Origin of the sequence: Kitasatospora sp. NPDC058048 (assembly GCF_042885555.1) — a bacterium.
Taxonomy (GTDB): Bacteria; Actinomycetota; Actinomycetes; order Streptomycetales; family Streptomycetaceae; genus Kitasatospora; species Kitasatospora lactacystinica.
Genome location: NZ_JBHVRT010000001.1, coordinates 140,851 through 154,029 on the forward strand (window position 1 = coordinate 140,851; position 13,179 = coordinate 154,029).

A 13,179-nucleotide genomic window follows, 5' to 3' on the forward strand; every position below is an offset into this window, starting at 1 on the left:
TCAGTCCTCCTCCTCTTCCTCTTCCCCGGCGGCGCGCTCGACCTCGATGCCGTGGTGGGCGGCGATCCGCAGGAGCTGCCTGACGCGTCCGGCATACGCCTGGGCACCGTCCTCGTCACCGGCCGCCCGAACGCTTGCCCGCTGCCGGCGGGCCTCGGCGAGCTGCTCGCGAAGCTCCTGGTCGAAAACGTCGCTCATACGCCCCTCCTTGCCGCAGGCGCTGCCGCGCGCGGCCACACCACTGCTGGATACAGCACAACATAATCTATTGACTTGAAGAATTCTTCAAGTTGCGATCGCTGAGGATCGGCGTCCACCCGGAGGTGTTCGGGCTCCTCGGTCCCAAGGGAGCCGGGAAGACCACCACCATCCGCTGCCTGACGGGCCTGCTGCGCCCCGGTCGGCGGCCGCCAGGCTCGCCTCGGAGATGTCGATACCGACGGTGACGGGAAGGTCCACGGTGGTTGTCTCCTCAATGGCAGCCCCCTGATCCTCGGTCAGGAACCCCAGGTCCAGTCTGTTACCTCGGGCAGGTCGGTGCCGTGTTCACGGATCCAGTCGTGGTGTCGGGCGCGCTGGTCGGCCATCCGCTGCCGGACGGCGGCCGCCCGGACGGCGAGGCCGGGGGTGCGGTCGATGACGTCCATGACCAGGCGGTAGCGGTCGAGGTCGTTGCGGACCACCATGTCGAAGGGCGTGGTGGTGGTGCCGGACTCCTTGTACCCGCGCACGTGCAGCTGGGGGTGGACGGCACGGCGGTAGGCCAGGCGGTGGATCAGCCACGGGTAGCCGTGGTACGCGAAGACGACCGGCCGGTCGCGGGTGAACAGGGCGTCGAACTCGGCGTCGGGCATGCCGTGCGGGTGCTCCTCGGCGGGCATCAGCCGGGCCAGGTCGACCACGTTGACCACCCGTACCGCCAGGTCCGGCAGATGGCGGCGGAGCAGGTCGGCCGCGGCGATCACCTCCTGGGTGGGGACGTCACCGGCGCAGGCGAGGACGACGTCCGGTTCGCGGGTGCCGTCGTCGGTGCCGGCCCACTCCCAGACGCCGGCGCCGCGGGCGCAGTGGGCTCGGGCCTGCTCCAGGGTGAGCCAGTCGAAGCAGGGCTGTTTGCCCGCGACCACGACGTTGACGTAGTCGCGGCTGCGCAGGACGTGGTCGGCGGTGGCGAGCAGGGTGTTGGCGTCCGGTGGGAAGTAGACCCGCACGGCCTCGGGGCTCTTGTTGAGGACGTGGTCGACGAAGCCGGGGTCCTGGTGGGAGAAGCCGTTGTGGTCCTGGCGCCAGACGTGGGAGGTGAGCAGGTAGTTGAGCGAGGCGATGGGGGCGCGCCAGGGGATCCGCCGAGTGGTGCGCAGCCACTTGATGTGCTGGTTGACCATCGAGTCGACGATGTGGACGAATGCCTCGTAGCAGGAGAAGAGGCCGTGCCGTCCGGTGAGGAGGTAACCCTCCAGCCAGCCCTGGCAGGTGTGTTCGGAGAGGATCTCCATCACCCGGCCGTCGGACGCGAGGTGTTCGTCGGTGGGCACGGTAGCGGCCTGCCAGGCCTTGCCGGTGGCCGCGTAGACGGCCTGGAGGCGGTTGGAGGCGGTCTCGTCGGGGCCGACGAGACGGAAGTCGCGGCGTTCGGCGGTGTCGGCCATCACCTGTTCGAGAAGGTCTCCGAGGATCCGGGTGGGCTCGTGCAGCGTGGTACCGGGTTTGTCCACGGGGACGGCGTAGCGCTCCAACGGAGGCAGCGGCAGGTCGCGCAGCAGGAGGCCGCCGTTGGTGTGCGGGTTGGCACCCAGGCGGCGGATTCCGTCGGGAACGCAGGCGAGCACCTCGGGCACCGGGCGGCCGGCGGTGTCGAACAACTCCTCGGGCCGGTAGGAGCGCAGCCAGGCTTCCAGTTGGGCGAGGTGGGCGGGGTTGTCGCGGACCTGGTCCAGCGGCACCTGGTGGGCACGCCAGGTGCCCTCGACGGGGACGCCGTCGACCTGGGCCGGTCCGGTCCAGCCCTTGGGGGTGCGCAGCACGATCATCGGCCAGGCGGGTCGCCCGGTGACGCCGTCGTCCCGGGCGCCCCGCTGGATCGCGGCGATCTTCTCCACCGCGGTGTCCAGGGCCGCGGCCATGGCCTGGTGGACCGCCAGCGGGTCGTGCCCGGACACGTACAGGGGGTCGTGCCCGTACCCGCGCAGCAGGGCGTCGAGTTCGTCCTCGGGCAGGCGGGCGAGGACGGTCGGGTTGGCGATCTTGTAGCCGTTCAGGTGCAGGATCGGCAGGACTGCGCCGTCGTGGACGGGGTCGAGGAACTTGTTGCCGTGCCAGGACGCGGCGAGCGGGCCTGTCTCGGCCTCGCCGTCGCCGATCACGCAGGCCACCAGCAGGCCGGGGTTGTCCAGGGCCGCGCCGTAGGCGTGGGAGAGCGCGTAGCCGAGTTCGCCGCCTTCGTGGATCGAGCCCGGGGTCTCGGGGGCGACGTGGCTGGGTACGCCGCCGGGGAAGGAGAACTGCCCGAACAGCTTCGCCATGCCCTCGGCGTCCCGGGCGATGTCGGGGTAGGTCTCGGTGTAGCTGCCCTCCAGCCAGGAGTTGGCGAGGACGGCGGGCCCGCCGTGGCCCGGGCCCCAGACGCAGATCGTGTCCAGGCCGCGCTGCTTGACGATCCGGTTGAGGTGGGTGTGCACCAGGTTGAGGCCGGGTGAGGTGCCCCAGTGGCCGAGCAGGCGGGGCTTGATGTGCTCGGGCCGCAGCGGCTCGCGCAGCAGCGGGTTGGCCATCAGGTAGATCTGGCCGACCGCCAGGTAGTTGGCGGCCCGCCAGTGCGCGTCCAGCTCCTGGAGCTCCTGGCCGGAGAGGGCTGCGGGCGCCGGAGTCGGGGTGACGGACATGGCTGAGGTCTCCTTCGGATCGTCGGGCGCGGCACCCGGCAGCCGCGCTCGGCCCCATCGTCACCGCCGGGACGCGAGGGCGCAAAGGGCCGGTCGGGGCATGCCGGGACCGGACAGCCGGGACCTGTGGCCCTGCGTTCCGGGGCTGCCCGGCCCTGGGCCGGTGCCCGCCGAGGGCAGAGGCTGGCGGAGCCTGCCGATCGGTGCAGGCGCGCCGTACGACGCGGCTCCCCCGGGATCGTCGAGTACTCGGTGCGCGGCGCCGTGCACGCCGTCTACCGGCTGCTCGGCCTCGACAGGCCCGTCCCGCCGGTGCACCACGCCCTGCTCGATCCGAAGACGGCCTTCCAGGCCCTGAGGACCGCCTTCGGCTGAGCCCGTCCCATACCCGCCAGCACACGAGAAACCGGAGCATTCCCCCATGAGCACATACGTACTGGCCGGCGTCGACGGCTCGCCCGAGAGCACCACCGCGGCCCGCTGGGCTGCCGCCGAGGCCGTCCGACGCGGTCTCACCCTGCGCCTGGTCCACGCCCAGACCTGGCTGGACTACATCAACGCCGGCCCCGGCGAGCCCGCCGACGTCCTCGCACTGACCACCCGGATGCTCTCGGACGCCCGGCAGGCGGTCCTGGACCCGTACCCCGGTCTGGAGGTCCGGGCCGAGCTGATCGGGGGCGCGGAGCCGGTCAATGCGCTGGCCGAGGCCGCCTCCGACGCGGAACTGCTGGTCCTCGGTTCGCGGGGGCTCGGGGGCTTCGCGGGCCTGCTGGTCGGATCGGTCGGCCTCGCCGTCGCCGGCCGGTGCGAGGTTCCGGCGGTCTTCGTCCGCGCCGGCGAGTCCGAGCGGCCCGGCGGCCCCGATCGGCCCGAGGTGGTCGTCGGCGTCGACTCCCGTGACCCCTCCCCGGAGGTCGTCGAGTTCGCCTTCCACGAGGCCGCCCGGCGCGGAGCCGTCCTGCGCGCCGTCCACGGCTGGGAGCCACCGCCGGTCTGGGGCTACGCCGGGTGGGTGCCCCCGCTGGCCGAGGCGGAGCAGTTCCGGGCGATCGAGGGCGAACTGCTCACCGAGGCGCTGACCGGCTGGCGGGAGAAGTTCCCGGAGGTCGAGGTGGTCGAGGACAGCCGGATCGGCACCGGTGCCTCGGCGCTGGTGGACGCCTCCACCGACGCCTGCGTCGTGGTGGTCGGCCGCCGGCGGCGCCCGCACCACGCCGGCATGCGGCTCGGCCCGGTCGCCCACGCCGTACTGCACCACGCGCAGGCACCGGTCGCGGTCGTGCCGCACGACTGACCGGACAACCCGCAGGCGGTGGGCCCCACGAAGGCGTGGGGCCCACCGGCTTTTCTCCTGCCCCCGCACGCTCCGGCGAAGTGCCCGCGGCGATGGGGGTGCCTGTGGTGCGGATGCCTGTGCCGGGGGTGCCCGGTGAGGGCCCGGCCGCCGACCGCGGCGCCTGCCCGGGACGAGCAGTCCCTGTGGTCGGCGCCGGCTCCTTGCTCCGGGTCCCGAAACGGCGCGAACCGGGGACGGTGTCACCCGTCCCCGGTTCCGCGTCCCGGCCGTTCCCGCGCCGGCTACCGCGCGGGTGTGATGAGGCCGTAGTGGCCGTCGTAGCGGTGGTAGAGCACGTTGCCCCGCCCGGTGGCGGTGTCGGTGAAGAAGACGAACGGCAACCCGGTGAGGTCGAGCCTCGACACCGCCTCGGCCACCGCCAGCTCCGGCACCCCGGCGGTGCTCACGGCGAGCCCCGGTTCCGGGTCGCCGGCGGGCCCGGCGGTGGCCAGACGGTGCCCCTCGACGTGCCCGTCGCGGTAGACGACGCTGTCGCAGCCGGTGGCGGTGTCGGTGAACAGGTGGAAGTCGTAGTCCATGGCCTCCATCTCGAATACGGCGGCCCGGGCGCTCTGGCTGGGCAGGCTGTACGTCTTGTGCCGCACGATGCGCCGTTCCTCCGGTGCCAGGCCGCGCCGGTGCGGGCGGTGCTCGCGGGCCGCGTCGTCGTCCCAGGCTCCTCGGCCGGCCGGGGCGTGGTGGCGGTGGGAGTCGCGGTGCCGGTGCACCCGTGCCAGCCGGGCGGTCAGCCGGTCCTGGAGCAGGTCGACGGCCTCCTGCATGGTCGCGGCCGCCACGTGGGCGCGGACGGGGCGGCCGTTGAGGTCCACCACGGCCTGGGCGACGGCGGGCTTGACGACGGCGTGGTTGCTCTCCTGGGTGAGCTTCACCCGGGTCGCGAGCACCGGCTCGTGCTGCCGCTCGACGACGGCCAGCAGCTTCGCCCTGGCGTAGTCCGGCGCGGCGAGGGACACCTCGCCCCGGGTCTCGACCTGGATGTCGTGGGCGATCGGCGTGTGCGGACGGTTCATCGGGAGTCCTGCCTTTCGGATGTGGATTCAGACTGCCGGGTGCCGGGCGGCACCGTCGTCGGCCGGACGTCCCGCCGGCAGGGCCCTATGGCCCCTGTCCCCGCCGTCCAGCGCGGTGCCGGGCCCCGGTGCACGGCCCGCCGCTCTCGCGACCGGGACCACCGGCCCGGCAGCCGGTCCCTTCGGTCCCTTCTCCCGCCCGGCGCCCGGGCGGGAGATTCGATGGCATACCGGGCGACGGTCGTCCGGGCCCGATGCCTTGATCTCACCTCGCCATCGCCCACCTGAGCAGCGACAAGGAGCACCACCGTGGCCGGCACCCACCGCCCCGCCCGGCCCGACGGCCCGCCCGCACCACGGTGCGGCCACCTGCGCCGGGCTCTCGGCCGGGAGCGCAATCCGCTCGGCCGCGCCCTCGACCGGGCCCGGAGCCGGGCGGTGGTGCTCACCGTCCTCGGGATCGCGCTCGCGGCACTCCTCGGCACCGGGGCCGCCGTCACCCTCCTCGCGGACGGCCGGCGGCAGGCCGAGGCCACTGCCGCCCGCCTGCACCGCGTCGAAGCCTCGGTCCAGGGCTCCGTCCGGCAGGCGGAGAGCACCGTCGCCGGAGGGAAGGCCGTCTACCGCGCCGACGCGGCCTGGACCTACCCCGGCAACCAGCGCAACACCGGCAGCATCGACGTCCCCCGGACCACCGGGCCCGGCGCCACCGTCGGGATCTGGGTCGACCGGGACGGACATCCGGCCGCCGCACCCCCGAGCACCGCCGGCCTCGTGTTCGACGCCGTGTTCCCGGGCCTGTTCCTCTTCGGCCTGCTCAGCGTTCTCGCCGCCGCCGGACTCTGCGCGAGGCTGACCGCCATCGACCGTCGTGCCGACCTGGCGTGGACGCGGTCCTGGGCCCGGCTGGAGCCTGCGTGGAGCGGTCGTACCCGGCGCGGCAACCACCACGGCTGACCGGACACGACAGCACGGTTCCTCTCCCCAGTCGGCTCCGCCCCGATAAGGAATGCTGTTGCCCCGCACCCCCACGAACCGGCGACACCGGCCCCACCGACCGGGTCCGGTCGGCGGCCTCGCCGGGGACCAACGACCCCTCCTCCGGCACCCGCCGCGGCGACACCATCGATGCCATGACACCTGACACCACGCCGCTGGACGGCCGAGAGTGCCGACGGCTCCTCGCCGGCCTGTCGGTCGGCCGGGTCGTCTACACGCTCGGCGCCCTGCCCGCCGTCCAACCCGCCCAGTACCGGCTCGGCGCCGACGGCAGCGTACTGCTGAGCGCCGTCGCCGGGTCCGAGCTGGTCCGAGCGGTCTCCGGCGCGCTGGTGGCCTTCGAGGCCGGGGAGCTCGACGCGGCGGACGGCACCGGTTGGAGCGTGACCGTCCTCGGCCGCGCCGACGTCACACCCGACGTCACACCCGACGGGACGGCGACCGGTCCGACCGACACGGTCACCGTCCGCATCCTTCCCGAGCTGGTGAGCGGCCGCCTGCTCTAGCCGACCCGCCCGGTCCGGACGCCGACCGGAGCACCGCCTCCGGACGGCGGACGGCGGACGGCACGACGAACGCGCTGCCGTGAGGCCGGGTCAGTGTTGCAGCGGCGCCAGGCCGCCGCCGGCCTCCGGAGAGGCGCGGTACGCCGCGCCTGGAGCTCCTCCAGCAGCTCGTCCAACCGCAGTTGCGGCAGCCGTGACCGCACCGTCTCGCCGCTCACGGGCCCCTCCTCGTCGCCGAAGTCGCGGCCGATTCTCGCAGAAGGCCACCGGATCCCGGGACCTTCGGTACCGAGGTGGGGCTGCTCGGCCCCTGTGGCCGACCGGCGGCCCGGCGGGAGTCTGGTCGCCGGACGGGACCGCGCCCACGGGGTGTCGCGGCCCGCCGCCGACCAGGGAGGTCACAGAGATGTCGCACAGCGTGCTGGTGGGGATCGACGGCTCGGCACAGAGCGCGGCGGCGGCCGAGTGGGCCGCCCGCGAGGCCCACCGGAACGGGCTCGCGCTGCGGATGGTCCTCGTCGCCGGCGGCGAGGTGGACGCGCTCGACCGCGACCTTGGCGGCGGCAGCGCGCTGCCGGGCCCGGTGGCCGCGGTCCGGGACCGGATCTCGGCCGAGCTGCCCGGCCTGGCGGTCTCTTGCGAGGTCATCCCCGGGAACCCGGCCCACGCACTGGCCGCCACCGCCCGGCGGGCCGCGGTGATGGTGCTGGGCTCGCGCGGCCTGGGCGGTTTCGCGGGCCTCCTGGTCGGTTCGGTCGGGTTGCGCGCCGCCGCCCTGACACACTGCCCGGTGGTGCTGGTCCGGGCCGACTCGGACGCAGGAATCGGGACGGACGGACCGGCCGGGGCGCCCGGACCCGTCGTCGTGGGCGTCGAGGGCGACCGGCCGTGCGACGCGGTGCTCGCCTTCGCCTTCCGGCACGCGGCCGGCACCGGCGCCGCCCTGCGGGTGATGGAGAGCCGGGACACCTTCCGGGGCCCGTACGCGACGGCGGCGCCGGTGGGCCGGTGGGAGATCGGGGAGTCCCTGGCTGCCGCCGAACAGGTGCGGCTGCAGGACGCCCTGGCGCGCTGGCAGGACAAGTTCCCCACGGTCCGTACCGAGGCGGAGGTGTGCGCCTGGAGCGCGAGCAGGATGCTCGTGGAAGCCTCCCGCACCGCCTCGCTGGTCGTCCTCGGCCGGCGCGCTCCCAAGCACCCGATAGCCGGACCCCGACTGGGGCCGGTGGCCCAGTCCGTGCTCCACCACGCCCACGGCCCGGTCGCCGTCGTACCGCACGACTGAACCGTCCACCGGGTTCCGGCCACGGGACCAACCGTGCGCCGGGCCCGGGACCTTCGGCCGCAAGCGGGTCCCATTGGTCGGATCCCCCGGAGCGCGGCACGAGGAAGCCTTGAGGGGAAGGCGCACGGCACCCGCCCGGCGCCCTGAGCTCGGACGCTGATCCGGAGAGGTAGTCCACCATGGCACGTCGCCCGCACCACGAGTCGAAGGCGGCTCCCGCGAGCAACAGCCTTCGCAGCGTCACGCCCCAGCCGCCGACCGCCGTCGACGCGCTGGTCGCCTCCGCCCTGGAGTCCCTCCGGGACTACGCCGACTTCACCCAGGAGCAGGTCGACCACATCGTCAGGAAGGCCTCGCTGGCAGCGCTGGCCGAGCACACCGGGCTCGCCGTTCTGGCCGTGGAGGAGACCGGGCGCGGCGTGTTCGAGGACAAGGCGGTGAAGAACGTCTTCGCGTGCGAGAACGTCACCCACGTGATGGCCCGGACGAAGACGGTCGGGGTGGTGCACCGCGACGAACTCGACGGCATCGTGGAGATCGCCGAGCCGGTCGGCGTGGTCGCCGGCATCACCCCGGTGACCAACCCGACCTCCACCACGATCTTCAAGTGCCTGCTCGCGCTCAAGACCCGCAACCCGATCGTGTTCGCCTTCCACCCCGCGGCCCAGCGCTGCTCGGCCGAGGCGGCCCGGATCGTGCGGGACGCGGCGGTGGCGGCCGGCGCCCCCGCGCACTGCATCCAGTGGATCGCGGAACCGTCGATGGACGCCACCCACGCCCTGATGAACCACCCGGACGTCGCCACCATCCTGGCCACCGGCGGCAACGCGATGGTGCGGGCCGCGTACTCCTGTGGCAAGCCGGCGCTGGGCGTCGGCGCGGGCAACGTCCCCGCGTACGTGGAGAGGAGCGCGGACCTGAAGCGGGCGGTGAACGACATCGTGCTGTCGAAGTCCTTCGACAACGGCATGATCTGCGCCTCCGAGCAGGCCGTCGTCCTGGACGCGGAGATCCGGGAGGCGGCGCTCGCCGAGTTCCGGAAGCTGAAGGCGCACCACGCGAGCGCCGAGGAGAAGGCGCTTCTGGAGCGGTACCTGTTCGGGGCCGGGGACGGTACGGCGTGCGCCGGCGACCGTTTGAACGCCGAGGTGGTGGGCCGCTCGGCGGCGCAGGTCGCGCAGGCGGCGGGCTTCGAGGTACCGGCCGACACCTCGGTGATCCTCGTCGACTGCGAGCGGGTCGGCCCCTCGGAGCCGCTGACCCGCGAGAAGCTCTGCCCGGTCCTGGCCGTACTCACCGCCCGCTCCCGCCCGGAAGGCGTCGAACTGGCCTCCGCCATGGTGGAGTTCAACGGCCTCGGGCACTCGGCGGCGGTGCACACCGAGGACGAGGCGTTCGTCGAGGAGTTCGGGCACGCGGTCAAGGCCTGCCGGATCATCTGGAACGCGCCGAGTTCGCAGGGCGGCATCGGCGACGTCTACAACGCCTTCACACCCTCGTTGACCCTGGGCTGCGGCAGCTACGGGCACAACTCGGTCTCCGGGAACGTGTCGGCGCTGAACCTCGTCAACATCAAGCGGATCGGGCGGCGCAACACCAACATGCAGTGGTTCAAGGTCCCGCCGAAGATCTTCTTCGAGCGCAACTCGGTCAAGTACCTGGCGAGCATGCCCCGTGCGCACCGCATCGTCGTCGTGACCGACCGGACCATGGTGGACATCGGCCACCTGGAGCGGATCCGCGGTGTGCTCGACCGCCGCCGCGACCCGGTCGAGGTACGGGTCGTCGACTCCGTCGAGCCGAACCCGAGCATCGACACCGTCCGCAAGGGCGCCGCCCTGATGCGCGAGTTCGAGCCGGACACCATCATCGCCCTGGGCGGTGGCTCGCCGATGGACGCGGCCAAGGTGATGTGGCTGATGTACGAGCACCCCGAGGTGGAGTTCGCGGACCTGAAGGAGAAGTTCTTCGACATCCGCAAGCGTGCCTTCACCTTCCCCGACCTCGGCGAGAAGGCCAAACTGGTCTGCATCCCCACCACCTCGGGCACCGGCAGTGAGGTCACCCCCTTCGCCGTCATCACCGACACCGCCACCGGCCAGAAGTACCCGCTCGCGGACTACGCGCTCACCCCGAGCGTGGCCATCGTCGACCCGGCCCTGACCACCGGCCTGCCGAAGCACGTCACCGCCGACACCGGCTTCGACGCCCTCACCCACTGCATCGAGACCTACGTCTCCGTCTACGCCAACGACTTCACCGACGGACTCGCGCTCCAGGGCATCCGGCTGATCTTCGACAATTTGGAGCGCGCGGTGCTGAACGGACCGGACGACCCCTTCGCCCGCGAGCGGATGCACAACGCCGGCACGATCGCCGGAATGGCCTTCGGCTCCGCCTTCCTCGGCGCCGTACACGCCATGGCCCACACCCTCGGCGCGACATTCCACATCGCCCACGGCCGCACCAACGCCCTGCTGCTGCCGCACGTGATCCGCTGGAACGGCTCCGCCCCGGCCAAGGTCACCGGCTGGCCCAAGTACCGGAGCTACACCGCCCCCGAGCGCTACCAGGCGATCGCCCGGATGCTCGGCCTGCCGGCCGGCACTCCCGAACAGGGCGTCGAATCCCTCGCCGCGGCGGTCGAGGACCTGCGGGACAGGGCCGGCATCCCGCGCTCCTTCAAGGCTGCCGGAGTCGACGAGGCCGCGTTCCTGGCGGCCCTCCCCCAGCAGGCCATGAACGCCTACGAGGACCAGTGCGCCCCCGCCAACCCCCGGATGCCGATGCTCGCCGACATGCAGCAGCTGATGCGCCGCGCCTACTACGGCGACCAGGCCTGAGAGGACACCGAGATGACCACCTCGCAGCACGAGCGGACCGCCCTCGCCTGGGACGGCTTCCGGGGCGGACCATGGCGGGACACCATCGACGTCCGCGACTTCATCCAGCGCAACTACACCCCGTACGAGGGCGAGGCCGACTTCCTCACCGGCCCCACCGAACGGACAACCGACGTGTGGCGGCAGATCACCGACCGCTTCCCCGAGGAACGCGCCAAGGGCGTGTACGACGTCGCGTACGACGTCCCGGCCGGCATCACGGCGCACGCGCCCGGATACATCGACCGCGAGAAGGAGCTGATCGTCGGCCTGCAGACCGACGCCCCGCTGAAGCGGGCGATCATGCCGTACGGCGGCTGGCGGATGGTGGCGGGCGCGCTGCGGACCTACGGGTACCCGGTCGACCCGGAGCTGGAGAAGGTCTTCACCCGGTACCGCAAGACCCACAACGACGGCGTGTTCGACGCCTACACGCCCGAGATCCTCGCGGCCCGCAGGGCCGGCGTCATCACCGGGCTCCCGGACGCCTACGGCCGCGGCCGGATCATCGGCGACTACCGGCGCGTCGCCCTGTACGGCGTGGACCGGCTGGTCGAGGCCAAGCTCGCCGAGAAGACCGAGCTGGACGCGCCGCCCACCGACCCGGCGCGGCTGGAGGAGACCATCCGCGAGCGCGAGGAGCTCGCCGAACAGATCCGCGCACTGGGCGAGCTCAAGGAGATGGCCTCGGCGTACGGGTACGACGCCTCCGGCCCCGCCGCGACCGCCCGCGAGGCGATCCAGTGGCTGTACTTCGGCTACCTCGCGGCCGTCAAGGAGCAGAACGGCGCGGCCATGTCGCTCGGCCGCACCTCGACATTCCTCGACGTCTACCTCCAACGTGACCTCGCGGCCGGGCTCCTGACCGAACAGCAGGCCCAGGAACTGGTGGACGACTTCGTCATCAAACTGCGGATCGTCCGCTTCCTGCGCACCCCCGAGTACGACGAACTGTTCTCCGGCGACCCGACCTGGGTCACCGAATCGATCGGCGGCATCGGCACCGACGGCCGCACCCTCGTCACCCGGACCTCCTTCCGCTACCTTCAGACCCTCTACAACCTGGGCCCGGCGCCCGAGCCCAACATGACGGTCCTCTGGTCACCGCGACTCCCCGAGGGTTTCAAGGAGTTCTGCGCCCGCGTGTCCATCGACACCTCCTCGCTCCAGTACGAGTCCGACGACCTCATGCGCCCCCGCTTCGGCGACGACACCGCCATCGCCTGCTGCGTCTCCGCCATGGAGGTCGGCAAGCAGATGCAGTTCTTCGGCGCCCGGGTCAACCTCGCCAAGACCCTCCTCTACGCGATCAACGGCGGCCGGGACGAACTGACCGGCGCCCAGGTCGGGCCCCCGACCGCCCCGGTGGGCGGCGCGGTGCTCGACTACGACGAGGTGCTGGCCCGCTTCGACGAGCAGCTGGAGTGGCTCGCCGGGACGTACGTCCACGCGCTCGACGTCATCCACTACATGCACGACAGGTACGCCTACGAGCGGATCGAGATGGCCCTGCACGACCGGGCCGTACGGCGCACCATGGCCTGCGGCATCGCCGGGCTCGCGGTGGCCGCCGACTCGCTGTCCGCGATCAGGTACACCAAGGTCCGTCCGGTGCGCGACGAGACCGGACTCGTCACCGACTACCTGGTCGAGGGCGACTACCCGGCGTACGGCAACAACGACGACCGGGCCGACGCGATCGCCGTCCGACTGGTCGAGGACTTCATGGCCAAGGTGCGCAAGCACCCCGCCTACCGGGGCGCCGAACACACCCAGTCCGTCCTGACCATCACCTCGAACGTCGTCTACGGCAGGAAGACCGGAAACACCCCGGACGGGCGGCGGGCCGGCGAGCCGTTCTCCCCGGGCGCCAACCCGATGAACGGGCGCGACGCCCACGGCTACGTGGCCGCCGCGCTCTCGGTCGCGAAGCTCCCCTACGCGCACGCCGAGGACGGCATCTCGCTCACCAACACCGTCACCCCGGACGCGCTCGGCCGCACCCCCGAGGAGCGGGTCCGCAACCTGGTCGGCGTGCTGGACGGCTACACCACGTGCCACGGCTTCCACATGAACGTCAACGTCCTCGACCGGGACACCCTGCTGGACGCCATGGACCACCCGGAGAAGTACCCGCAGCTCACCATCCGGGTCAGCGGCTACGCGGTCAACTTCGTCCGGCTCACCCGCGAGCAGCAACTCGACGTGATCGGCCGCACGTTCCACGACGCACTGTAGCCTCGCCACCCGCTCGCGGT

General features: G+C 72.5%; 11 protein-coding genes. 8 read left to right on the top strand and 3 right to left on the bottom strand.

Features of this window, described 5'->3' with window-relative positions:
• The gene (locus ACFVVA_RS00540) at positions 1–198 is read right to left on the bottom strand and encodes a hypothetical protein (RefSeq protein ID WP_387684250.1); all 198 of its coding nucleotides are present in this window, start codon (positions 196–198) and stop codon (positions 1–3) included.
• Between the two features lie 125 nt (positions 199–323).
• On the opposite strand from ACFVVA_RS00540, the gene ACFVVA_RS00545 reads away from it, so the two are divergent.
• A complete protein-coding gene (locus tag ACFVVA_RS00545; protein WP_387684785.1) occupies positions 324–446 on the top strand; it encodes a hypothetical protein in 123 nt (40 codons plus the stop codon).
• A gap of 51 nt (positions 447–497) precedes the next feature.
• Here ACFVVA_RS00545 and ACFVVA_RS00550 read toward each other — a convergent pair whose 3' ends face one another.
• Positions 498–2,882 carry a phosphoketolase gene (locus ACFVVA_RS00550; RefSeq protein WP_387684252.1) on the bottom strand — a complete coding sequence of 795 codons (2,385 nt, stop codon included), beginning with the start codon at positions 2,880–2,882 and terminating at the stop codon, positions 498–500.
• Positions 2,883–3,134: 252 nt separating this feature from the next.
• On the opposite strand from ACFVVA_RS00550, the gene ACFVVA_RS00555 reads away from it, so the two are divergent.
• Together ACFVVA_RS00555 and ACFVVA_RS00560 are read left to right on the top strand one after the other, a co-directional pair.
• Positions 3,135–3,257, top strand: a complete 123-nt coding sequence (locus ACFVVA_RS00555) for a hypothetical protein (protein WP_387684254.1) — start codon at positions 3,135–3,137, stop codon at positions 3,255–3,257.
• 46 nt (positions 3,258–3,303) lie between these two features.
• Positions 3,304–4,176: a universal stress protein gene (locus ACFVVA_RS00560; protein ID WP_387684256.1), complete on the top strand. Its 873-nt coding sequence runs from the start codon at positions 3,304–3,306 to the stop codon at positions 4,174–4,176.
• A gap of 284 nt (positions 4,177–4,460) precedes the next feature.
• On the opposite strand, the gene ACFVVA_RS00565 is transcribed toward ACFVVA_RS00560, so the two are convergent.
• A complete protein-coding gene (locus ACFVVA_RS00565; protein WP_387684258.1) occupies positions 4,461–5,249 on the bottom strand; it encodes an HPF/RaiA family ribosome-associated protein in 789 nt (262 codons plus the stop codon).
• Positions 5,250–5,558: 309 nt separating this feature from the next.
• Here ACFVVA_RS00565 and ACFVVA_RS00570 point away from each other — a divergent pair, with 309 nt between their 5' ends.
• The 5 genes from ACFVVA_RS00570 to pflB all read left to right on the top strand — a co-directional run bounded on the left by ACFVVA_RS00570 (position 5,559) and on the right by pflB (position 13,159).
• Complete coding sequence (locus ACFVVA_RS00570; protein ID WP_387684260.1) at positions 5,559–6,206, top strand: hypothetical protein; 648 nt, start codon at positions 5,559–5,561, stop codon at positions 6,204–6,206.
• Between the two features lie 176 nt (positions 6,207–6,382).
• On the top strand, positions 6,383–6,754 hold the full coding sequence (locus ACFVVA_RS00575) for a pyridoxamine 5'-phosphate oxidase family protein (protein ID WP_387684262.1): 372 nt from the start codon (positions 6,383–6,385) through the stop codon (positions 6,752–6,754).
• A 406-nt stretch (positions 6,755–7,160) separates the two neighbouring features.
• On the top strand, positions 7,161–8,039 hold the full coding sequence (locus ACFVVA_RS00580) for a universal stress protein (RefSeq protein ID WP_387684264.1): 879 nt from the start codon (positions 7,161–7,163) through the stop codon (positions 8,037–8,039).
• Positions 8,040–8,218: 179 nt separating this feature from the next.
• Positions 8,219–10,882 (top strand): bifunctional acetaldehyde-CoA/alcohol dehydrogenase, encoded by a 2,664-nt coding sequence (adhE, locus tag ACFVVA_RS00585; protein ID WP_387684266.1) that lies wholly within the window; start codon positions 8,219–8,221, stop codon positions 10,880–10,882.
• 12 nt (positions 10,883–10,894) lie between these two features.
• Positions 10,895–13,159 (top strand): formate C-acetyltransferase, encoded by a 2,265-nt coding sequence (pflB, locus tag ACFVVA_RS00590; RefSeq protein ID WP_387684267.1) that lies wholly within the window; start codon positions 10,895–10,897, stop codon positions 13,157–13,159.
• Positions 13,160–13,179 lie beyond the last annotated feature (20 nt).

Excerpts from the sequence above, each read along its gene's own strand:
- ACFVVA_RS00540 (WP_387684250.1), bottom strand. The coding sequence starts at position 198 with ATGAGCGACGTTTTCGACCAGGAGCTTCGCGAGCAGCTCGCCGAGGCC.
- ACFVVA_RS00550 (WP_387684252.1), bottom strand. The coding sequence starts at position 2,882 with ATGTCCGTCACCCCGACTCCGGCGCCCGCAGCCCTCTCCGGCCAGGAG.
- ACFVVA_RS00560 (WP_387684256.1), top strand. The coding sequence starts at position 3,304 with ATGAGCACATACGTACTGGCCGGCGTCGACGGCTCGCCCGAGAGCACC.
- ACFVVA_RS00565 (WP_387684258.1), bottom strand. The coding sequence starts at position 5,249 with ATGAACCGTCCGCACACGCCGATCGCCCACGACATCCAGGTCGAGACC.
- ACFVVA_RS00575 (WP_387684262.1), top strand. The coding sequence starts at position 6,383 with ATGACACCTGACACCACGCCGCTGGACGGCCGAGAGTGCCGACGGCTC.
- ACFVVA_RS00580 (WP_387684264.1), top strand. The coding sequence starts at position 7,161 with ATGTCGCACAGCGTGCTGGTGGGGATCGACGGCTCGGCACAGAGCGCG.
- adhE (WP_387684266.1), top strand. The coding sequence starts at position 8,219 with ATGGCACGTCGCCCGCACCACGAGTCGAAGGCGGCTCCCGCGAGCAAC.
- pflB (WP_387684267.1), top strand. The coding sequence starts at position 10,895 with ATGACCACCTCGCAGCACGAGCGGACCGCCCTCGCCTGGGACGGCTTC.